This window comes from Corynebacterium glaucum (assembly GCF_002287505.1).
GTDB classification, from domain to species: Bacteria; Actinomycetota; Actinomycetes; order Mycobacteriales; family Mycobacteriaceae; genus Corynebacterium; species Corynebacterium glaucum.
Genome location: NZ_CP019688.1, coordinates 442,498 through 463,323 on the forward strand (window position 1 = coordinate 442,498; position 20,826 = coordinate 463,323).

At 64.9% G+C, this 20,826-nt stretch carries 20 protein-coding genes; 13 read left to right on the forward strand and 7 right to left on the reverse strand.

Going from position 1 to position 20,826, the window contains the following annotated elements; translation table 11 throughout:
• The first annotated feature begins 54 nt into the window (after positions 1-54).
• Together groES and groL are read left to right on the forward strand one after the other, a co-directional pair.
• Positions 55-354, forward strand: coding sequence for a co-chaperone GroES (gene groES / locus CGLAU_RS02230; RefSeq protein WP_095659289.1), 300 nt, complete (start codon positions 55-57; stop codon positions 352-354).
• A gap of 34 nt (positions 355-388) precedes the next feature.
• Complete coding sequence (gene groL, locus CGLAU_RS02235) at positions 389-1,999, forward strand: chaperonin GroEL (protein ID WP_095659290.1); 1,611 nt, start codon at positions 389-391, stop codon at positions 1,997-1,999.
• A 76-nt stretch (positions 2,000-2,075) separates the two neighbouring features.
• Here groL and CGLAU_RS02240 read toward each other — a convergent pair whose 3' ends face one another.
• The gene (locus CGLAU_RS02240) at positions 2,076-2,387 is read right to left on the reverse strand and encodes a WhiB family transcriptional regulator (protein ID WP_095659291.1); all 312 of its coding nucleotides are present in this window, start codon (positions 2,385-2,387) and stop codon (positions 2,076-2,078) included.
• A gap of 417 nt (positions 2,388-2,804) precedes the next feature.
• Between CGLAU_RS02240 and CGLAU_RS02245 the strand changes: the two genes are divergently transcribed.
• Positions 2,805-3,380, forward strand: coding sequence for a sigma-70 family RNA polymerase sigma factor (locus CGLAU_RS02245; protein ID WP_095659292.1), 576 nt, complete (start codon positions 2,805-2,807; stop codon positions 3,378-3,380).
• Positions 3,377-4,321 carry a hypothetical protein gene (locus CGLAU_RS02250; RefSeq protein ID WP_095659293.1) on the forward strand — a complete coding sequence of 315 codons (945 nt, stop codon included), beginning with the start codon at positions 3,377-3,379 and terminating at the stop codon, positions 4,319-4,321. Before CGLAU_RS02245 ends, CGLAU_RS02250 begins: the two co-directional genes overlap by 4 nt.
• 11 nt (positions 4,322-4,332) lie before the next feature.
• Here CGLAU_RS02250 and CGLAU_RS02255 read toward each other — a convergent pair whose 3' ends face one another.
• Positions 4,333-4,689, reverse strand: coding sequence for a DUF5319 domain-containing protein (locus CGLAU_RS02255; RefSeq protein ID WP_095659294.1), 357 nt, complete (start codon positions 4,687-4,689; stop codon positions 4,333-4,335).
• A 130-nt stretch (positions 4,690-4,819) separates the two neighbouring features.
• On the opposite strand from CGLAU_RS02255, the gene guaB reads away from it, so the two are divergent.
• The 4 genes from guaB to guaA are packed head-to-tail and all read left to right on the forward strand — an operon-like array spanning position 4,820 to position 10,474.
• A complete protein-coding gene (guaB, locus tag CGLAU_RS02260; RefSeq protein ID WP_095659295.1) occupies positions 4,820-6,349 on the forward strand; it encodes an IMP dehydrogenase in 1,530 nt (509 codons plus the stop codon).
• A gap of 4 nt (positions 6,350-6,353) precedes the next feature.
• Positions 6,354-7,517 carry a GuaB3 family IMP dehydrogenase-related protein gene (locus CGLAU_RS02265; protein WP_095659296.1) on the forward strand — a complete coding sequence of 388 codons (1,164 nt, stop codon included), beginning with the start codon at positions 6,354-6,356 and terminating at the stop codon, positions 7,515-7,517.
• A gap of 53 nt (positions 7,518-7,570) precedes the next feature.
• Positions 7,571-8,887, forward strand: a complete 1,317-nt coding sequence (locus CGLAU_RS02270) for a PAS domain-containing protein (RefSeq protein WP_095659297.1) — start codon at positions 7,571-7,573, stop codon at positions 8,885-8,887.
• Positions 8,888-8,920: 33 nt separating this feature from the next.
• Positions 8,921-10,474 (forward strand): glutamine-hydrolyzing GMP synthase, encoded by a 1,554-nt coding sequence (gene guaA, locus CGLAU_RS02275; RefSeq protein WP_232507156.1) that lies wholly within the window; start codon positions 8,921-8,923, stop codon positions 10,472-10,474.
• A gap of 100 nt (positions 10,475-10,574) precedes the next feature.
• Here guaA and CGLAU_RS02280 read toward each other — a convergent pair whose 3' ends face one another.
• Complete coding sequence (locus CGLAU_RS02280; RefSeq protein WP_198304982.1) at positions 10,575-12,008, reverse strand: PspC domain-containing protein; 1,434 nt, start codon at positions 12,006-12,008, stop codon at positions 10,575-10,577.
• A gap of 133 nt (positions 12,009-12,141) precedes the next feature.
• Here CGLAU_RS02280 and CGLAU_RS02285 point away from each other — a divergent pair, with 133 nt between their 5' ends.
• Positions 12,142-13,332, forward strand: a complete 1,191-nt coding sequence (locus tag CGLAU_RS02285) for an ATP-binding protein (RefSeq protein WP_095659300.1) — start codon at positions 12,142-12,144, stop codon at positions 13,330-13,332.
• Positions 13,329-13,982, forward strand: coding sequence for a response regulator transcription factor (locus tag CGLAU_RS02290; RefSeq protein ID WP_095659301.1), 654 nt, complete (start codon positions 13,329-13,331; stop codon positions 13,980-13,982). The genes CGLAU_RS02285 and CGLAU_RS02290 overlap by 4 nt, the downstream gene beginning before the upstream one ends.
• A gap of 15 nt (positions 13,983-13,997) precedes the next feature.
• Here CGLAU_RS02290 and CGLAU_RS02295 read toward each other — a convergent pair whose 3' ends face one another.
• Positions 13,998-14,423, reverse strand: a complete 426-nt coding sequence (locus CGLAU_RS02295; RefSeq protein ID WP_232507157.1) for a hypothetical protein — start codon at positions 14,421-14,423, stop codon at positions 13,998-14,000.
• A 61-nt stretch (positions 14,424-14,484) separates the two neighbouring features.
• On the opposite strand from CGLAU_RS02295, the gene CGLAU_RS02300 reads away from it, so the two are divergent.
• Positions 14,485-15,231 (forward strand): hypothetical protein, encoded by a 747-nt coding sequence (locus CGLAU_RS02300; protein WP_232507158.1) that lies wholly within the window; start codon positions 14,485-14,487, stop codon positions 15,229-15,231.
• 4 nt (positions 15,232-15,235) lie between these two features.
• Complete coding sequence (locus CGLAU_RS02305; RefSeq protein WP_095659304.1) at positions 15,236-16,921, forward strand: Y-family DNA polymerase; 1,686 nt, start codon at positions 15,236-15,238, stop codon at positions 16,919-16,921.
• Positions 16,922-16,993: 72 nt separating this feature from the next.
• On the opposite strand, the gene CGLAU_RS02310 is transcribed toward CGLAU_RS02305, so the two are convergent.
• Positions 16,994-17,656 carry an AMIN-like domain-containing (lipo)protein gene (locus CGLAU_RS02310; protein ID WP_095659305.1) on the reverse strand — a complete coding sequence of 221 codons (663 nt, stop codon included), beginning with the start codon at positions 17,654-17,656 and terminating at the stop codon, positions 16,994-16,996.
• Positions 17,657-17,784: 128 nt separating this feature from the next.
• Between CGLAU_RS02310 and CGLAU_RS02315 the strand changes: the two genes are divergently transcribed.
• The gene (locus CGLAU_RS02315) at positions 17,785-18,699 is read left to right on the forward strand and encodes a sucrase ferredoxin (RefSeq protein ID WP_095659306.1); all 915 of its coding nucleotides are present in this window, start codon (positions 17,785-17,787) and stop codon (positions 18,697-18,699) included.
• Positions 18,700-18,782: 83 nt separating this feature from the next.
• Here CGLAU_RS02315 and CGLAU_RS02320 read toward each other — a convergent pair whose 3' ends face one another.
• Both CGLAU_RS02320 and CGLAU_RS02325 read right to left on the reverse strand, forming a co-directional pair.
• Positions 18,783-19,874: an HNH endonuclease signature motif containing protein gene (locus tag CGLAU_RS02320; protein ID WP_095659307.1), complete on the reverse strand. Its 1,092-nt coding sequence runs from the start codon at positions 19,872-19,874 to the stop codon at positions 18,783-18,785.
• 133 nt (positions 19,875-20,007) lie between these two features.
• Positions 20,008-20,826: an HAD family hydrolase gene (locus tag CGLAU_RS02325; protein ID WP_157731238.1), complete on the reverse strand. Its 819-nt coding sequence runs from the start codon at positions 20,824-20,826 to the stop codon at positions 20,008-20,010.

Consider the following 20,826-nt stretch of genomic DNA (forward strand, 5'->3'; position numbering starts at 1 on the left):
ATACCGCAACACATTCCAACGCTCATAGAAGACACGAAAGGTCAGATACCGATCATGGCTAACGTCAACATCCGCCCGCTCGACGACAAGGTGCTCGTGCAGATCGCCGAAGCTGAAACCACCACTGCTTCCGGCCTGGTCATCCCGGACTCCGCTGCGGAGAAGCCGCAGGAGGCCGTGGTTATCGCTGTCGGCCCGGGCCGCCACGACGAGGACGGCGAGCGCATCCCGATGGACGTCAAGGAAGGCGACACTGTCATCTTCGCGAAGTACGGCGGCACCGAGCTGAAGTACAACGGCGAGGAGTACCTTCTGCTGTCTGCTCGCGATCTGCTGGCAGTCATCGAGAAGTAGTACCGAGAAGTAGTACAAGGGGAGCAAGCCACCCATGGCAAAACTCATTGCATTTGACCAGGAGGCCCGCGAGGGCATCCAGCGCGGCGTGGACACCCTTGCCGACGCGGTCAAGGTCACCCTCGGCCCCCGTGGCCGCAACGTCGTCCTCTCCAAGGCATGGGGCGGGCCAACCGTGACCAACGACGGCGTGACCATCGCCCGCGACATCGACCTCGAGGATCCGTTTGAGAACCTCGGCGCGCAGCTGGTGAAGTCCGTGGCTGTCAAGACCAACGACATCGCCGGCGACGGCACCACAACCGCGACGCTGCTCGCCCAGGCACTGGTCGCCGAGGGGCTGCGCAACGTTGCCGCTGGTGCGAACCCGATCGAGCTGAACAAGGGCATCGCGGCCGCGGCCGAGAAGACCGTGGCAGAGCTCAAGGCGCGCGCCACCGAGGTCTCCGCATCCAGCGAGATCGCGAACGTGGCCACCGTGTCCTCGCGCGACACCGAGATCGGCGACATGGTCGCAGGCGCAATGGACAAGGTGGGCAAGGACGGTGTGGTCACCGTCGAGGAGTCCACCTCCATCGACTCGTTTGTCGACCTCACCGAGGGCATCTCCTTCGACAAGGGGTTCTTAAGCCCATACTTCATGACGGATCCGGACGCCGGGCAGGCAGTGCTTGACGACGCCCGCGTGCTGCTGGTGCGCGGCAAGATCTCCTCGTTGCCGGATTTCCTGCCGCTGCTTGAGCAGATCGCGCAGGCGAACCTGCAGCTGCTTATCATCGCCGAGGATGTCGAAGGCGAGCCGCTGCAGACCCTTGTGGTGAACACGCTGCGCAAGACCTTGAAGGTTGTCGCGGTGAAGGCGCCGTACTTCGGCGAGCGTCGCGTCGCGTTCATGGACGATCTGGCAGTGGTCACCGCGGCCACCGTCATCGACTCTGAGGTTGGTATCAACCTCAAGGACGCAACCCTGGATCATCTCGGCTCCGCGCGCCGCGTCACCGTGACCAAGGATGACACGGTCATTGTCGACGGCGCGGGTACCGCCGAGGCAGTCGAGGACCGCCGCGAGCAGCTGCGTCGCGACATCGCGACTACCGATTCGACCTGGGACCGCGAAAAGACCGAGGAGCGCCTGGCGAAGCTGTCCGGCGGCGTCGCGGTGATCAAGGTCGGCGCTGCCACCGAGACCGAGATGAACGAGCGTAAGCTGCGCGTCGAGGATGCCATCAACGCCGCACGCGCTGCGGTGGAGGAGGGCATCATCGCCGGCGGCGGTTCTGCGCTTGTGCAGATTGCGCGCGAGCTCGAGGAGTTCGCGGAAGGTTTCGAAGGCGAGCAGAAGACCGGTGTGCTGGCTGTGTCGCGTGCGCTGACCAAGCCGGCGTTCTGGATTGCGGAAAACGCTGGTCTCGACGGCTCCGTTGTGGTGTCGAAGGTTGCTGAGATGGGCAACGGTGAAGGATTCAACGCGGCGACGCTTGAGTACGGCAACCTCATCGAGCAGGGCATCATTGACCCGGTGAAGGTCACCGACTCCGCAGTGGTCAACGCTGCGTCGGTGGCGCGTATGGTGCTGACCACGGAGGCTTCCGTGGTGACCAAGCCTGCGGAAGAAGACGAGCCCGATCACGGCCACGCCCACTAATTTCGCTGCAATACCGACGCGCAAGGCCCCGCCCCAGGATCCTGGGGCGGGGCCTTCGTCGATAAGCGAAAAGCTCTTACTTGGCGGAGGCTGCAGCAACCTTGAGGCCGCCGCGAGCGCCGCGGAGGATGGCGTGGCGCTCGGACTCGCTCATGCCGCCCCAGATGCCGTACGGCTCAGCGACGCGCAGCGCGTGCTCGCGGCACTGGGTGAGCACCGGGCACTGGTAGCAGATCGCCTTCGCACGGTTCTCGCGCTGCGTACGCGCGCGGCCACGCTCACCGTCCGGGTGGTAGAACACCTCGGAGGCTTCGCCGCGGCAAGAGCCGTGCAGCTGCCAATCCCAAAAGTCAGCGTTCGGTCCAGGAAGCAGGTGCGGCAGGGACATATTCAGTGGTGCTCCTTCGGTGTGCCTCGACGTGGATGCATCCGTTTATCTGGGGATGCCTCGTTGTCGCGTGTTTCTAGCTGTGGCCGGTGCCGAAAAAGCAGTCTGGCGTGTGATGGTGAACTGTGGGTGACCTCTCGGTAACGCGAATCTTTATCAATTCGTAATCCTGTTGATAAAGTAGCGCTAACCTGGGATTTTGCTAAAGGTTACGTCGAGGTGAACTTCTATGGAAGAAAATATGGCCAGCGGAACCGCTCACGTTGTGCCACCATTTCACGATTCAGACGTAGGTTCCGCTTGTGCGGGATTGGTCTCCGCGTAGTATGACCATTGCGCTGAGATGCGTGTACTGCGTTGAGCTGTTTTGAGGTGCGTTAAATCGCGTTGAGGTGACCGGGGAGCGGAAGGAAAACCGTGGCTGAACAGGGCAATGACGACGAGCTAAGGGAGCTTGTCCCGCTTGCTGCTGGTGGGGACCAGCGAGCGCTTCGCGACGTACTGCGCATCATCTACCCCCAGGTCGTCCGCTACACGCGTGCACGCATCGGCGGGGGCCGGATGCCGACGGCCGAGGATGTCGCGCAGGAGATTTGCCTCGCCGTTGCAACCTCGATTCACAAGTACGAAGACCTCGGACGGCCGTTCATGGCGTTCGTGTACGGCATCGCCTTTAACAAAGTTGCCGACGCGCACCGTGCGCTGTTTCGCGACAAGCTCACGCCCACCGAAGATGTTCCAGACTCGGTTGCGACCGGTGTCACACCAGAAGATTTCGCCTTAGAAGTCGATGGAAGTAATGAAATCCGCGCGTTGCTCGATCTACTGGGTGATAAGGCGCGCGACATCATCGTTTTGCGAGTGTTCGTGGGCCTCTCCGCGGAAGAAACAGCCGAGGCCGTGGGCTCAACGCCCGGGGCAGTGAGGGTTGCTCAACACCGCGCGATTGCAAAGTTGCGCAAAGCGCTTGAAGAACAGGACCGAGACTCATGACACGTCGCGAAGAGCACCACAGCGAGGACGCCCAGTCGGCGCCCGTCGCGGCGACCGACGCGTTCCTTGACGCGTTGGCGCGTGGCGAGGACCCCTCGAACAGCAGCGACCCGCTCGCTGCACTGCTCCTGGATTTGAAGACCGACATTGATCGCCCGATTGCAGCGGATCACGTGTTCACCCCGGGACGTGCGAGCGGCCCGAGCCAGCCAGCTTCGCTGGATGCTGCACGCCAGCGCCGCGAGCAGAGCGGTGTCCGCCCCGGTGGGAAGAAGGCGCGCAAGCACGGAATGAACCCGTGGGCCGCGGGCCTGGTGGGTGCTGCCGCCGCCTCCACGGTGCTGGCCGGCGCTGGCGCGGCGCTGTACAACGCCACCCCGGATTCGGCATTGTGGGGTCCGGCGACCACCGTCTTCGGTGAGCGTGCCGCCGCCGTGGAGTTGGCGACCACGCTGAAGCAGCTCGAGGTTGCGAAGCAAGAGGGCGACGAAGACCACGCCAATGAGCTCCTGCGCCAGGCCCGCGAGTTGGTCGAGACGATGAAGGCGCCGGCTCAGGCGTCCCGCGAGGGCGCAGAAGGGCGAGGGAGCACCTCCACCACCGCGGAGCCGACGCCGAAGACCACGACTGTCACGGTCACCGTGACGACCACGCCGGAGGCCCCGGAGCCAGAGCAGTCTCAAGAGCCGACGCAGCAGCCGACTCCGGCGCCGCAACCGCCTGCAAACTCACCGGCGCCTGCGCAAGGCAACCAGGGCAACCAGCCGGTGAACCCACCGGCCGCGCCTGCACCGGTGCAGCCCCGGCCCGTTGCACCACAGCAGCCTTCGCCGTCGGCCGCGGCCAGCCAGGCGAACGTGTCGCCAGCGCAGCCATCAGCTGACTCAGGCGATACCGGCGGCGGAAACGGCGGGCCGGGCGGGAACGACGCGGGTAACTAGCGGGGGTTTTACTATCGCGCGTCGAGGCCGTCGAGGTAACCCATCGCGTACTCCCACGGCACGTAGGCGTCGACGTTTGGGTCGGCGCTTGGCTCGTGCACCGGCGGCAGCTCGCCGCGCAGGGAGGCGAGCATGTTCTGCTCCATGATCTCCCAGTCGTAGAAGTGCAGCTCCTCGCAGTCCTCGCACTGGAAGTAGATCCCGAGGATGCCGCGCGGGCGCAGCCGCCGCATGCAATCGCGTACGTAATCCAGATCCTGGGTCACTTCTGCACGTTCCTGGGGTGACAACGGCACCGGCTGTTCATCGTCCTCGATGAACGACGCCGGATCGTTCGGATCGTTCGCGAACGGGTCCAGCGGCATCATGTCGTCGTAATTCACAAGGCATAGCCTAGTGGGAGTGCGTGGGTTGCCAAAGACGCCTCGTCGTCAAGCAAAAGCCCCGCGTAATATCATTGGCCAAAGCCAAAAACGGGAGAGGAGACTTGAGGAGCTCATGTCAGAAGAAATCGAGCGCGTACTCACAGGCGGGGATGATCCGGACAAGGTGCTGCTGCGGGGCCTGACTTTTGACGACGTGCTTCTCCTGCCGGCGGAGTCCCACATCGTGCCGTCTGAGGTGTCGACCTCGACGCAGTTCACGCGCAACATTCGCCTTGGCATCCCGGTGGCGTCCGCGGCAATGGATACCGTGACCGAGTCGCGCATGGCGATCGCGATGGCGCGCCAGGGCGGCATTGGCGTGCTGCACCGCAACCTCAGCGCGCAGGAGCAGGCCGAGCAGGTCGACATTGTGAAGCGCTCCGAGTCCGGCATGGTGACCAACCCGGTGACCGCGACGCCGGAGATGACCATCCGCGACGTAGACGCGTTGTGCGCTCGTTTCCGTATCTCCGGCCTGCCCGTGGTAGACGATGCGGGGCGTCTGGTAGGCATTATCACCAATCGCGACATGCGCTTCGAACCGGACTTTGACCGCAAGGTCGCCGAGGTGATGACGCCGATGCCGCTGGTGGTCGCGCAGGAAGGCGTGGACAAGCAGGAGGCGCTCGCGCTGCTGAGCGCGAACAAGGTGGAGAAGCTGCCGATCGTTGCCGACGACGGGGCGCTGGCCGGCCTGATCACCGTGAAGGACTTTGTGAAGTCCGAACAGTATCCGAACGCGTCGAAGGACGAGGCGGGTCGGCTTATGGTCGCGGCGGGCGTCGGCACCGGCGACGACTCCTACGACCGCGCGGGCCTGCTCGTTGAGGCGGGTGTGAACGCGCTGGTGGTGGACTCGGCGCATGCGCACAACAACCGCGTGCTGGAGATGGTCTCGCGGGTGAAGCAGGACTTCGGCGACCGCGTGGATGTCATCGGTGGCAACCTGGCGACGCGCTCTGCGGCGCAGGCGATGATCGACGCCGGCGCCGACGCGATCAAGGTGGGCATCGGCCCGGGCTCGATCTGCACCACGCGCGTGGTGGCGGGCGTGGGCGCGCCGCAGATCACCGCGATCCTTGAGGCTGCGGTGCCTGCGCGCAAGGCAGGGGTGCCGATTATCGCCGACGGCGGCATGCAGCACTCCGGCGACGTGGCGAAGGCGCTGGCCGCCGGTGCGTCCTCGGTCATGCTCGGCTCCATGCTGGCCGGTACCGCTGAAGCCCCGGGCGAGATTGTCGTCGTGGGCGGCAAGCAGTACAAGCGCTACCGCGGCATGGGTTCCATGGGCGCGATGCAGGGCCGCGGGCTGACGGGCGAGAAGCGCTCGTTTTCCAAGGACCGCTACTTCCAGGCCGACGTGGCCAGCGAAGACAAGCTCGTGCCGGAGGGCATCGAGGGTCGCGTGCCGTACCGTGGCGAGCTCGACGCGATCACGCACCAGATTGTCGGCGGTCTGCGCGCGGCGATGGGTTACACCGGTTCGGCGTCGGTGGGGGAGCTGCAGACGAAGCAGTTCGTCCAGATCACCGCTGCCGGCCTGCGTGAGAGCCACCCGCACGACATCACGCAGACCGTCGAGGCCCCGAACTACCGGGGGTAAGAGGATGAGAGATTACGTAGAGATTGGCATCGGACGCGAGGCTCGCAGGGCTTATTCGCTTGACGACGTCGCGTTGGTCCCGGCTCGCCGCACCCGCTCATCCCAGGACGTGGACCTGGAGTGGCATTTCGACGCGTACAGCCTTGAGTCGCCGATTCTGTCCCATCCGACGGATGCGCTGGCCAGCCCAGAGTTTGTCATCGAGATGGGCAAGCAAGGCGGGCTCGGCGTCATTGACGCGGAGGGGCTGTGGGGGCGCCACGCGTCATTCGAGGACGCGGTGCGCGAAGTCGTAGATGCGAATTCGCCCTTGCGGCAGGCGTTCGACCCGCGTGAGCTGGACGAAATGCTGAACACCATGCACCAGGCGACTGCAACACTCCAGCGGCTGCATGCGGCAGAGCTTGACCGGGATCTGCTTTCGGAGCGCATTGCCCAGGTGCGCGATTCCGGTGTCACCGTGGCCGTCCGGGTAAGCCCGCAGAACGCGCGCGAACTCGCTCCGGTTGTGATTGCCGCAGGCGCGGAGATCCTGTTCATCCAGGGCACTTTGATCTCCGCCGAGCATGTGCAGCAGGGTGGCGAACCGCTGAATCTGAAGGAGTTTGTCGGCTCGCTTGACGTCCCGGTGGTGGCTGGTGGGGTGTTCGACTACTCCACTGCGACGCACCTGATGCGCTCTGGCGTGGCTGGCGTCATCGTTGGTTCGGGCGACACCCATCACTCGCAGGCGGTGCGCGTGCCGCTGGCGACCGCGATCGCGGATGTGGCTGCCGCGCGCCGCGACTACTTGGATGAGACCGAGGGTCGCTACGTGCACCTCATCGCAGACGCGGACGTCAACAACGCGAACGGCATCGCGGTGGCGCTGGCGTGCGGTGCCGATGCCGTGATGACCGGCCGGGCGTTCTCCTACGCCTCCGAAGCTGCAGCGGGCGGGCTCTACTGGGAGGCGCAGGCGGCGCACCCACGCAACCCGCGTGGCAGCGTGCAAGACGTGGCATTCGGACCGAGGCAGCCGCTTGAGGTGGTGCTGCACGGGCCGTCGTCGAATCCGCACGGCGCGCTCAACCTGATTGGCGGTCTGCGCCGCGTAATGGCGAAGTGCGGTTACACCACGGTGAAGGACTTCCACAAGGTCCCGCTCACCGTCAGACCGACCTACTAATTTTTTGTAGACGTGTCCTGAACTTCGGGCGGGAGTTCATTACGATCGCCCTCATGTCGAATCGAGTTACTGTACTGCGCGGCGCACCGGACGGGGCGCCGTCGCACGAGGTCGATGTCAATGACATCTTCTTTTCCGTCACCGACGCGAAGGGTGTGATCACCCACGTCAACGACGTGTTCATGCGCCACGCTCAATACTCGGCGGATGAGCTGATTGGCCAGCCACACAACCTGATCCGCAATGCGGAGATGCCGGCGGGCGCGTTCAAACTGATGTGGGACACCATTGAGGCGGGCCGCCCGTTCGCGGCGTACGTGCGCAACCAGGCCAAAAACGGCTCCGCCTACGACGTGTTCGCCACCGTAACCCCGCTTGCGGACGGCAGCTACCTTTCCGTGCGCACCCGCCCGATGACACAGCTCTTCAACGCCGCGGGCGATGTCTACCAAGAGGCTAACGAGGTAGAGCACACCGACGAAGCTCAGGCGCTTAACCGGCGCGAGCGTGCGGAGCGCGGCGTGGGCAAGCTCGCTGAACTCATCCCGGACTACGACGCTTTCATCCGCGACGCGCTGCCCGCCGAAGTGATCGCCCGCGAGGAAGCCGGTTTCCGCTTGCCGGAGGGCGAGGGCGAAACCTACGAGGCTGCCGCCGCGCTGTACCGCGAACTCGACGAGTTCATGGCCGCGCTCACCGCCATCAACGATGCCGTCGAGGGACTGCGCACCGCGAACGCCACCCTCATCGAGGAAAGCACGGTGACCGACACCGTGCGCGCGGAGATGGAGAAGATCGACGCCGACGAGACCACCCGCACGCTGCTGCTCGCGCCGCTGCAGGTGTGGTCGACCATGCGCGGCGTGCTCGATCAGAACGCGCAGCAGCTCGCAGCAATCGCCGACGAGCTCTACGTGAGAACCTCGAACGCGCGCATGGCCATCGCACTCGCGCGCCTCCACACGGCGCAGACCGCGGAGTTCGCCACCGAAACCGTTTCCAATGCCGCAGAGGGCGACGCCGCTGCATCGATGCGCTTGCTTGTCGACGCCCTGGAGACCGACGTCCGCGGCATGGACGACGCCGTGTTCGCCCACACCTCCCTGCACGGCCGTGTGGAGATGAAAGTGAACTCGATCGCCGAGCTGACGAAACTACCCCTCGACATGCTGGGTAGCTGGAGTGAGACCACTGCCGCCTCCAGCATGAGCTCGGAGATCGCACCCTTGGCCGCGAAAATCGATGAGGCCATGCGGGCTGCCGAGGCGTCGGTGGAGGAACTACAGCGGGCCGTCGATAAGCTTGCGAAAGCCCCCTCTGCCGAGGGTGTGCACGCGGCGCTTGCGCGGCTGGACGCTGCCGTCGCCTAGGCGTCGATGGGCAATCGGCTACTATTTGTAGCCGTGAAACCTGTACTTGTCCTGGATTTCGGTGCCCAATACGCGCAGCTCATCGCGCGGCGCGTGCGTGAAGCGAACGTCTACTCGGAGGCCGTGCCGTCGACGATAACGGCCGACGAGCTCAAAGCGAAGGATCCGGCTGCGCTGGTGCTTTCCGGCGGGCCGTCGAGCGTGTATGAGGACGGTGCGCCGCAGCTTGACCCGGCAATCTTCGACCTCGGTCTGCCGATCTTCGGCATTTGCTACGGCTTCCAGGCCATGACGCGCGCGCTCGGCGGCACGGTTGAAAAGACCGGTGCGCGAGAGTACGGTAGGACACAGATGCTTGTCGACGGAGGCGTTCTCCACGCCGGCCTCCCCGAGACCCACCCAGTGTGGATGTCGCACGGCGACTCCGTGACTGCTGCGCCGGAGGGCTTCGACGTGACCGCGTCGACCCCGGGCGCGCCGGTGGCGGCGTTCGAGGATGCTTCGCGCCGCTTTGCCGGCGTGCAGTACCACCCCGAGGTGATGCACTCGCCGCACGGGCAGCAGGTGCTGACGCGGTTCTTGACGGAGATTGCAGGCCTGGAGCAGAACTGGACCGCGTCGAACATCGCGGAGCAGCTGATCGAGGACGTGCGCGAGCAGGTCGGCGAAGGCCACGCGATCTGCGGTCTGTCCGGCGGCGTGGATTCTGCGGTGGCGGCGGCGCTTGTGCAGCGCGCGATCGGTGACCGGTTGACGTGCGTGTTTGTTGACCACGGGTTGCTGCGCCAAGGTGAGCGCGAGCAGGTGGAGACTGACTTCGTGGCCGCAACGGGCGCGAAGCTGGTCACTGTGGATGAGCGTGAGGCGTTCTTGTCCAAGCTGGCCGGCGTGACCGAGCCGGAAGCGAAGCGCAAGGCGATCGGCGCGGAGTTCATCCGCTCCTTCGAGCGCGCGGTTGCCGGGATCCTCGCGGAGTCCGGCGATGCAGGGCAGACCGTCGACTTCCTGGTGCAGGGCACGCTGTATCCGGACGTAGTGGAGTCCGGCGGCGGCACCGGCACGGCGAACATCAAGAGCCACCACAACGTCGGCGGTCTGCCGGACGACGTGGAATTCAAACTGGTCGAGCCGCTGCGGTTGCTGTTCAAGGACGAGGTGCGTGCCGTTGGCCGTGAGCTGGGGCTTCCCGAGGTGATAGTGAACCGCCAGCCGTTCCCGGGTCCGGGGCTGGGCATCCGCATCATCGGCGAGGTCACCGAGGAGCGCCTGGAGACGTTGCGCGCCGCCGACGCCATCGCGCGCGAGGAGCTCACCCGCGCCGGATTGGACGAGCAGATTTGGCAGTGCCCGGTGGTGCTGCTTGCCGACGTCCGCTCCGTCGGCGTCCAGGGCGACGGCCGCACCTACGGTCACCCGGTCGTGCTGCGGCCCGTGGCGTCTGAAGACGCGATGACCGCGGACTGGGTTCGCGTGCCGTACGAGGTGCTGGAGACGATTTCGACCCGCATCACCAACGAGGTGGCGGACGTGAACCGCGTGGTGCTCGACGTGACGTCGAAGCCGCCGGGGACTATCGAATGGGAGTAACCGGGCAACCTCGCCCGGCCTGACCTCGCCCGGCCTGACCTCGTCCGGCCTGACCTCGCCCGATGCGCCTCCGCCTCTCCGGCCCGTCTCTTCGGCCCGTTTATTCCTCGCGCACCACGACGGAGCCGATGAACTGGCGGGCATCGATGACGAGTGCTTCGCCCTCGGCGTCTTCGTTGATCCGCTCAATCGGATTCGGGCAATCTGTCGTGCCGATGCCTACGTCGCATTTGACGTACACCGGAACATTGTCGGGGAGCACGATGTTCATCGTGCCCACATAGTTCCCGACCTCAAGCACGCTCTCCGTGTCGAGCGGCTCCATACTCGTTAGGTCGAGGGTTGTTTCGCCAACAATGCGCCGGATCGGGGGCAGCATTTCCAGTTCATCGACCTTAACTTCGATGTCGCCGACACCTTGGGCGTCTTCATCGAAGTTGTAGTAGCGAACGCTGTCACCCACTGCGATCAGCGTCGCAGTGAACAGCGCCAGGGCGATCGATACCGGAATCCAGAATCGGAACGGTCGGTTTCGACGCTTGCGCTCCCGCATTTTAGTCTTCTTCTGTTTGCCGGACTGTTGTTGCGGTTCGAGATCCGGCAGGTGCCACAGCTCCGGAACGGTGCCTAGCGGGTCCCAGGCTGGGGGAGTGGTGCGCCCGGCTGCAGGGTGCGGGTATCCCTCGGGTGGGCTGAGGTGCGACGTGTCCACATTTGGGGAACTGGCAGATGTGTGCGACAGTTCAGCTGTTTCTTCCATGGGGAAGGCGTTTGGAGGCCGGGTACTGGACGGCCTGTTGTTGGAGCTGGTTACGGGCGGGGCCGACCCACTGATTGCGCCGGATCCCGGTCGCCAAATGGTCGAACCGCCTGCAGCGGGTGGCAAGATGGCTGTCATCTGGTCGGGAGCGGGACCCGCGCCGGTTGTCACATCCGCGACCGTGGCTGCGCCTGGGCGAGCGGCCGTAATTTGGGATTGCGCTAGGACACCGTACGGCGCTTGCGGCAGCCGCGAGTGTAGGCCCCACCACCCCAGCAAACCCAAGGTCAAGGTGGTAAACGTGCCGGCGAGACCGTATTCGCCGACTCCGCCGGCGGTCAGGATGAAGAAGAATAGGACAATCGCAAGCGCCCACCCGGTTTCCTTCTCCTTCTTGCCTACCTCGTCGAGCTGGTCTTTCGGCGTAATCACGGCCTCCCACGGCGTGAGCGTCATGCCGAAGCGCGGCATGTTGATCCAGCACAGAAAGTACAGCAGCAGGCCACCGCCAAAGACGAAACTCAGCGCGACAAACGCGACACGAACCACTACCGGGTCGATCTGGTAGCGCACCCCAATGCCTTCGCAGACACCGGCAAGCACTGCCTTGCCCCCCTGCTTCTCTGGGATGCGGGGCGGGCGGTTTGCCCACATGTCGGAGAACGTGCGCCGGACGGCGGACGAAGCGCTCTCGACTGCGGATCCAGCGAATCCAGCGGATCCAGCGGAGCCGGTGGAGCCGGTGGAGCCATTCGCGTCATGTGTGGTTTCCATGCCCAAATTGTCGCCCGCCGCGCAGGCGAGGGGTATCAGGATCGCCCCTGAAATCTGCCGCGCATGCATCGCAAAAAAGTTCAGGGTTGTTCCCGATACCCTAGGCGCCGCGCACCGTGGGAACATGAAAGTTATGTCTACATCCGCTCCACCTGTGCCGTATGCCGCTGAGCGGCAGCGCCCGTTCCCCCGTCTGCGTCGCAATCGCCCGCTGCGCGTGGTCGCAGGTGTTGCGTCCGGTCTCGCGGGGCACCTCGGGGTGGACGTGCTGTGGGTGCGCATTTTCTTCGTGGTCGCGAGTTTTGCTGGTGGCTTTGGTCCGCTCGTGTACGTGGCGTTGTGGATGACGACGCCGCTGGAGGAAAAGCGGGATCACGAGGGCGTCGATAAGCAAAATGCCCTGAATTATGCGCTGGTGGCCGTGGGCTTTTTTGGGGCCCTGGTCGCGCTGCAGGTGTCGTCTGGGGCAGGCGGGACCATCGTGTTCATGCTCGGCGTGTTGATTGTCGGTGCGGTGATCGCGCTGCAGGCGTACGACCGGGCGACGGGCTCGGTGGCGAACTTCGCCGCGCTTGGACTCGGAGTGGTGCTGGTGATGGGCGGAGTGCTGGCGATCGCGGTCCGTGGGGAGTCCGCCGGAGTGGGCGGCGTGGTGATCTCCGTGCTGGTCACAGTTTTCGGGGTGGCGGTTCTGGTCGTGCCGCTGATTGCGAAGCTGGCCAGCTCGCTGGTGCAGGAGCGCGAGGCGAAGGCGGTGGCGGACCAGCGCGCGGAGATCGCGTCGCGGCTGCACGATTCGGTGTTGCAGACGCTCGCGCTGATTCAGAAGCAGGCGCACGATCCGGATGAGGTTGCCAGGCTCGCGCGCGGCCAGGAGCGAGAGCTCAGGGCATGGCTTTTCGACGCCTCCGAGCAAACCGCGAAACGCACCACCGCTACCGTCTTCGCCGCTCTGCACAAAGCCGCCGGAGAGGTCGAAGACCTGTTCGGTGTGGTGATTCAGCCGGTGACCGTGGGTGATGACGTGGCGTTCGACGCGGCAACCGAGCCGGTGGTGCTTGCGGCGCGCGAGGCGATGGTCAACGCGGCGAAGCATGCCGGGGTGGAGCGCATCGACGTCTACGCCGAGCATCTGGCGGGGGAACTCGCGGTGTTCGTGCGCGATCGCGGTGCGGGTTTTTCGCTGGGCGGCGTGCCGGCGGACCGCCACGGCGTGCGCGATTCCATCATCGGGCGGATGGACCGAGCCGGCGGCCGCGCGCGAATCACGTCTGCACCCGGCGAGGGCACGGAGGTGGAGCTCGCGCTAGCCTTGAGCGCATGACTCGCGTGTTCCTCGTCGACGACCATTCCGTGTTCCGCGCCGGCGTGCGCGCGGAGCTGAGCGCCGCAGAGGGCGTCGAGATTGTCGGCGAGGCGGGCACGGTTGCTGAGGCGGCGGCGGGGATCGTGGCGGCGGACCCGGACGTGGTGCTGCTGGACGTGCACATGCCCGACGGCGGCGGGTTGGCGGTGATTCGCCAGGCGCCGGGGCCGCAGTATCTTGCGTTGAGCGTGTCGGATGCGGCGGAGGACGTTATCGCGCTGATCCGCGCCGGCGCGCGCGGGTACGTGACCAAGAACATCAATGGTGCCGAGCTCGCGGAGGCGATCGGGCGGGTTGATGGCGGTGACGCGTACTTTTCGCCGCGTCTGGCTGGCTTTGTGCTCGACGCGTTCGCGTCCGGTGGGGTGGTTGAGGACCCGGAGGGTGAGCCGGTGAAGGTGGACGATCCGGTCGTCGACGCGCTGACCCGCCGTGAGCTCGAGGTGTTGCGCCTGCTCGCCCGTGGTTACACCTACAAGGAGATCGGCTCACAGCTGTTCATTTCGGTGAAGACGGTGGAGACGCACGCGTCGAATATCTTGCGCAAGACGCAGACGTCGAATCGTCACCAGCTCACGCGCTGGGCCGCGGATCGCGATCTGGACTGAGTTGACTGGGCCAGGCTAGGCGTACGCGAGCCGCCGCGTGCCGTCGACGTGCGGGTAGAGCACCCAGGCCACGCCGAACCCGCCGATTAGCGTTAGCACCGCGCCCCACGTCGGCCACTGGGCGAGCGGCGCCAGCATCAGCGCCAGCCACCACAGCATCACCGGCAGGAGCATGCTTATCGACGGCACCTTCGACACGTTTTCCCGCTCCGCAAACGCCGCCATCTGCTTGCGGTAGGGGTGCGCGAGCGTGACTCCGAGCGTGGCCGCCACGCAAACGAGCGCCACCGCGACTTTGATGCCGATCGGTGCCTGCGAGACCAACGCCGCGGCCGATCCCGCGACCCCGAGCGAGCCGACCGCGCGCACGACCGGCGGCGTGGGGATCGGTGTGATCCGGTTGCGGATGTCGGCGTAGTACATGGTCAGTGAGCCTACCACTAGAAAACGTGTTCTACATTGGCGCTTGTTCGCGTCGGTGTGCGGGGGCATAATTGCGAACGTGAGTGGAACACCTATTCGAACGACTGCGGGCAGCACGGCGGTAGCCGCGCCTGCCTCGTTCAGTCACGTCGAGCAAACCGCTGGGCAGCGGGCTGGGCAGATCGCCGAGCTGCGTGCCAAGATGGCCGCGCTCGGCGGCGAGGTGCCCCAACCTGTCGTCGAGGATGCCGACGTACTCGCCGTCGGCGGGCCACTTGCGCAGCTCTTGCCAGGTGGGGGGTTGCCGCGCCGGGCGGTCACCCACGTCAGCGACACTGCGGCGTTAGTGGTGGAGCTGATCGAACAGGTCGCCATCGCAGGCGGGTACGTTGGCGTGGTCGGTTGGCCGGCGCTGTCGTACGCCGGCATCGGTACGGCCAACGCGGACAACCTCGAGCGCGTCATTGCCGTGCCTGAGCCGGGGATCGAGGACATCGCAGTGGCCGGCGTGCTCGCCGAAGGCCTGGATCTCGTCGTGTGGCGCACCCGTGTCCCGCTGGCGCTGACCCCGGTGCGCGCGCGGCCGCTGCTGGCGCGTCTGCGCAAAGGCAACGCGGCGCTGGTCGCCGTCAACGCCACTGTGCCGTCGCCCGCCATGACGCTTGAGGCGCGTATCACCGACTTCTACGGCATCGGCCGCGGTACCGGCCGCATCAACGGCATCGCGCTGGCGGTGCGCGCAGAGCGCAAAGGTATGCGCCCCGCCAGCGCCACCATCACCCTCGGTACCGCCCCGCAACGCCCGAAGTTGACGGTGGTGACGTAGGCCCATGCGCGTCGCAGCTGTGTGGTTTCCGGATTGGCCGGTGCAAGCAGCGAAGCTTGAGCTCGGCGACGCCGTCGCGGACCCAATTGTCATCGGCAGCCAGCACCGCGTGAAAGTGTGTTCACACGCCGCCCGTCAGCTTGGCATCCGTCGCGGCATGAAACTCCGCAACGCGCAGGCGATCGCGCCCGAGCTGACCGTCGTCGATGACAACGCTGACCGCGATGGGCGGATGTTCGCCTCGCTTGCTGCTAGCTTCGACGATGTCGCCGCCTCCGTCGAGGTCTTGCGCCCAGGCCTGGTCATTGTCGATCTCGCCGCCGCAGCAAGGTTCCACGGCAGTGAGGACACAGCGCTTGAAATGCTTGTCGACGCCTCCGCCAGACGCGGCATCGACGCCTTCGCCGGCGCAGCCGACGAGATCGCTACGGCTGCGCTCGCCGCGCGTACGTCCCGCGTCGTTGCTCCCGGCCAATCCGCGGCGTTCCTTGCCACGCACCCGCTGACCGCGTTGACTGCCGAGACCGCACTCGGTGCCGACGCGGAGACAGTGAACGTCCTCGGCCAACTCGGTGTCGCCACTCTCGGCGATATCGCCGCCATCCCGCCTTCGGCCATGACCACCCGTTTCGGCGCGCATGGCATGCATATCCACCGCATTGCCTCGGCCGCGCCTGATCGCCGCGTCGCACCGGAACTTCCCACCGCTGATCTCGCGGTGGCGATCACGCCGGAGGACCCTATCGAGCGCGTTGACGCCGCTGCGTTTGCCGCCCGCGCGCTCGCCGCGAGCCTGCATGAGCGGTTGAAAGCCACCGGCCGCAACTGCCTGCGCCTGAAGATCACCGCCGAACTCGACGGCGGTGAGCGGGTTGAACGTGTCTGGCGCACCCGCGAGGCGCTGACTGAATCCGGCACGGCGGACCGTGTGCGGTGGCAGCTTGACGGCTGGCTCACCTCGGGCGGAGCAGGGGCGATCACCTCGCTGGTGCTTGAACCGCTCGAGCTCGCTGAACCTGTCGCTGTGGGGGAGCTGTGGTCGCAGGGCGCGTCCACCGACGGCGCGCGCCGCGTGATTGAGCGTGTGCAGTCCCAGCTCGGCATCGACGCTGTGGTGCAGCCCCGGCTCGTCGGCGGCCGCGGGGTCGCAGAACGCGTCCGGCTCGTCGCCTTCGGCGAAGCCCCGCCGTCAACCGCCAGTGCGCTCACACCCGCACGTGCCCGTGCATCAACTGCTTCAACTGCTTCAACTGCTTCAGCTGCTTCAACGCGGCCACATACACGCGCGTCCGCGTCTGCACCCGTAAAAGCTCGGCCAGAAACCAAGGTACAAGCGCTTGCTTGGCCGGGCGCGATCCCGGGGCCGTTGCCCGCACGGCTCGGGGGTGGCATCGATCACCCAGCCTCGAGCATCACGCTTATCGACGCCTCCGCAAACCCCATCACCGTCACCGCCGAGGCCCTCCTGTCATCGGATCCGTACGCACTTGCTTGGGGCGAGAAGCGCTACCTCGTGACAGGGTGGGCTGGCCCATGGCCAGTAGACGAGGGGTGGTGGGGCTCAGACACCAACCTCAGCAAGGTCGCGCGATTGCAGGTGGTTGGCTGCCTCGGTGGCGAGGACGGAGAACCCACTGCGTGGTTGCTCGTGTGGACGCGACGGCGCTGGCGTGTCGAAGCAGTGTATTAGGGCAGTGCATCAGGGCGCGCGCGTGTATTCATCCGCGTGTAAACGTGAGCGAGCGCGTAGGCCTAGGCGCGACTAGCTCTGCACGATGTCGATGACCATCCGCTTCGGATCCTCTAGTACCTCCACCGAATACGGGGCTTCGGAGCGCAAGCCCACGACAATTTGGCTGCGTCCTTCATATGTTCCCCCGTTCACCACGTCCACGACATTGCTGGTTGGTCCTGCCATCTCGACGGTGACTTCGTCGTCAATGCCAAGCTCTCCCGGGTACACCGTTCCGTCGATATTGATGTTCAGAAACGCGCTTCCACTGAGCGGCAAAGCACGACCGGTGGTGGAATGCATCGGTGTCAGGGTGTAATCGACGAACCACCCTGGATCACCCGAGCCGACAAGGTCGATAACCACCCGGTCGAAGCCTTCATGGTTACCCACCCGCACGCTTGAGACCGCGAGTAGCGCAGGCTCAGAGGGGCGCTGCGTCTTCGGCGAAGAATCGGCAGTGCCAAGTGGCTGCAGCACGGTGGTCTGCGAACTCGTGATTGCTGCGAGTTGTGGATCGCCCACCCCGGAGGAATTTCGCTGCGCACCCACCTTGTGCGCACTGCCGTACCCATTGCCGCTACCGTCGCTCGCGTCGCCGCCGCACGCGGTTGCGGCGAGCGCGGAGACAAGGAGGCCCGCCGCTACAGCACGGCGTGCCGCTCCTGAGAGCGGCGTGAGAAAAAATGACACGCAGCTCACCGTATCCACTGGCAGGGCCGCATCAAAACCGAAAACGGCAAAATGCGAAATGGTTACCGAAACGTTAGATATTCCCCGCTCTACGCTGCCATTTCCCTGACTTGGTTACAGTGTTAGGTATGACTCACCTTGCTCAAACTCTCTGCTCGGACGTGCAAACTGAACCGCTGCCCGGAACCGCGAAAACTGGGTCGCGCTACGTGCTCTTCGAGTGGCCCGGAGCGTGGAGCAAGGACATTCTCGACGGTGGGACGTTCAGCCCCGAGCTTTCCGCGCGGCTCAACGAACGCATGTCGCTTTTCGACGCCACTTTGCTGCTGATCCGCCACCCGACGCGGGAAGGCCGAGAGATTGACACCCATCATTGCTATCTCGTCTTCGCGGACGAGGGCATCATCGAAGTCAAGCACATCGACGGGCCTGAGGCGCTGCTGGATTTGGATCTTTCGGGGCCGGGGCGAAACGACGCGTCGGTACGTACTAAGCCCATGCTGTTGGTGTGCACCCACGCGAAGCGCGACCGTTGCTGCGCGGTGAAAGGCCGACCGTTGGTGCGCGAGCTCGCGCAGCGCTACCCGGCCCACGTGGGAAACGACGTGGTGTGGGAAACCTCGCACATCAAGGGACACCGGTTCGCGGCGACGACGCTGCTGATGCCGTGGGCGTTTAGCTACGGGCGGATGAACGTTGATGCGGCGAACGCGCTAATCGATAGCGCGATGGACGGGCGGTACTTCGTGCCCGGCAATCGCGGGCGCGGCACGCTGTCCGCGCCGGCGCAGGCAGCAGAGATCGCAGTTGCGAAGCAGCTTGTGACCGATGGAGTCGAGGTGCGCATTGACCAGTTGCGGGTGCTAAACGCGGAGGAGTCAGAGACTGCTGCGCGCGTTCAAGTGGAAGACCTCAATGCCGGCACTGTGTACCAAGTGCAGCTGAAGCAGCGCGCGATCGAGGGAGTTGTCTCGTCCTGTGGTGACGCGCCGAAGACGGGCGCCGCCTGGTATGTCGAAGCGATCACGCCAACCGATCAGTAGCGATTGCGGTAGCGACACAACACAAGCGTTGACCGTGACGCTCAACACTACTGGTTACCTGCACTGGTTACCTGAACTGGTTGTCAGAGGCGATCGCTGAACAACAGCTGCATCGCACCAAAGGGGTGATGCGAGTTGGGTACATGGAAACCGCGAGGCGATACCCACGTTGGGATGCCGCCGACGTTCTCGATCCGGCCGCGCTTCTTTCGCTTCGGGTCATCGTCGTTGACTCCGTTGTGGTAGCGGCATAGGGGAGCGAGGTTCGCAAGGTTTGTCTCCCCGCCGTGCTTCCATGCTGTGATGTGGTGGATCTGGCAGCTGTCCGCCCCGTGGCGACAATCCGGCACCGGACATACCGGCGTTGTCAACCTGGCAAGATCCCGCTGTTTCTGGTTTGCGAACCGTTCCTCCCGGTACAGGTTCACGGCACCTTCCTGTGGGTGAAACAGTCCCACCTCAAGACCGAGGCCGTATTGTCCAGCCCGTGTCTGCAGGTACTCCGCGCCGGTCATCGTGGTGCCGTCGGTAAGCCCAAGTAATGTGTCGTCGCCATGACCGCCCAGAATCTTGCAGTGCTCTTCAACAGGTACCACCACGATCGGACGCGGATCTGCGTAAGGAACTCCAGCACCTGCATGCTCACCGTTGCCTCGCATTAGCGCGAGGAAATTTTCCAACATTTGCGGTGCAGCTGGCTGAGAGGGATCGAGGTCCTGGCTGACGGCGTGCTCCAAATCTGCGGCGTCGCGTTCGTCGGCAGTGATGCTGACCGTGCGGGTGCCGTTGCGGGACTTCGAAAAGGTCATCTGCCTTTTCGGAGGCTGCGATTTCTTCGGAATGAGCTTCGACGCGAGACGTTGGAGGGCGGCGTAAGTCAAGCGGGCGTCGAGAAGCGATAGGCGCACCACCATGCGGCGCTTTGGTGACTCGATGTTTTTGAGGCGTTCCTCAATCATCGCCAGCTGATCGAGCGAGAACTTTCCGGCGCGAGCCTTCTCGCGGGCGATGCGCTGCAACTTGGTGAATTTGGTGGGGCCGAAGTACGTGCGGTGCAGCTTTTCCCATGCACGGGCTTTCGTCGGCGCAAAGCCAGCTTCGATCGCCGCGTCGCGGTCGAAGCCATCCAACGTGTCCACGGTCATGCCGCGGATCATGGTCTGAAAGGGTGTCATGCACCGCACGCTAGATCATGTCGGCGATAAGCAAAAGTGCAGGTAATGAAACTGTGGATAAGTCTGGAGGGGAAGAAAAAGTTGTCCACAGATTGGGCTTTTGGCGTGCGAAGTGGGTGCGGACACCGCGTGACTATGCGTAGTCTGAAAGGATTTCAGCCACCGTTTCGACGACCTCGTCGACGGCCGCCTGCACCTCGTCTGGCGAATGGGGAAACGCGTGGGAGCGATCTGCGATGCGGTGCATCTCGAGGTCATTCCACGAATCACCGAACGTGTAGAGCTCGACATCGCTGCGGTCTATGCCGATATGCGCGAGCAGCTCGGCGATGCCTGTGCCTTTGTTTCGGCCCGCAGCCATGATGTCGACATAGTCCTGGTTCTGCGCGACCGTGACGTTGCCGAACTGCTCCGCCCAAGTGACTACCTCCGCCCGGAGGGCGTCGTCGTCGGGTACCCAGATTGGAACGACGGCGAACGTGTGCTCGTCGATGTCCGCCTTGGTCATTTCCTTGAAGTGAGCGGTGAACTCGTCGCTGGCGTCGGTGGTGTTGGTGAACACGCCGTCGACGGGGCCGATTGTGGTCCCGAAGACCGCGACCCCCTCCACATCTGCGAACCTGTCGATCGCGGCCTCAAGGATCGCGGTATCAATTGGGTAGGCGTAGATGAGCTCCGCTCCGTCGCCGCTCGCGGCAGAACCGCCGTTAGAGAGCACGCGATAGTCAACGGTGAGGGGTGGTTGCGTGGCATTCGTGGCGGTGTCTGGCGCGGCGGTGTCTGGCATGGCGAAAGCGAGGGCAGACCGGGAGCGGCCGGTGGCGATGAGTGCCATGTGCCCGGCGTCTCGCCACGCGCGAATCGCCTCGAGGTCGGCCTGGTTGAAGCTGTGCGAGCCGTCCTCGCGCCGGTGGTAAAGAGTGCCGTCGAAGTCCAATGCTGCGATCTTCAC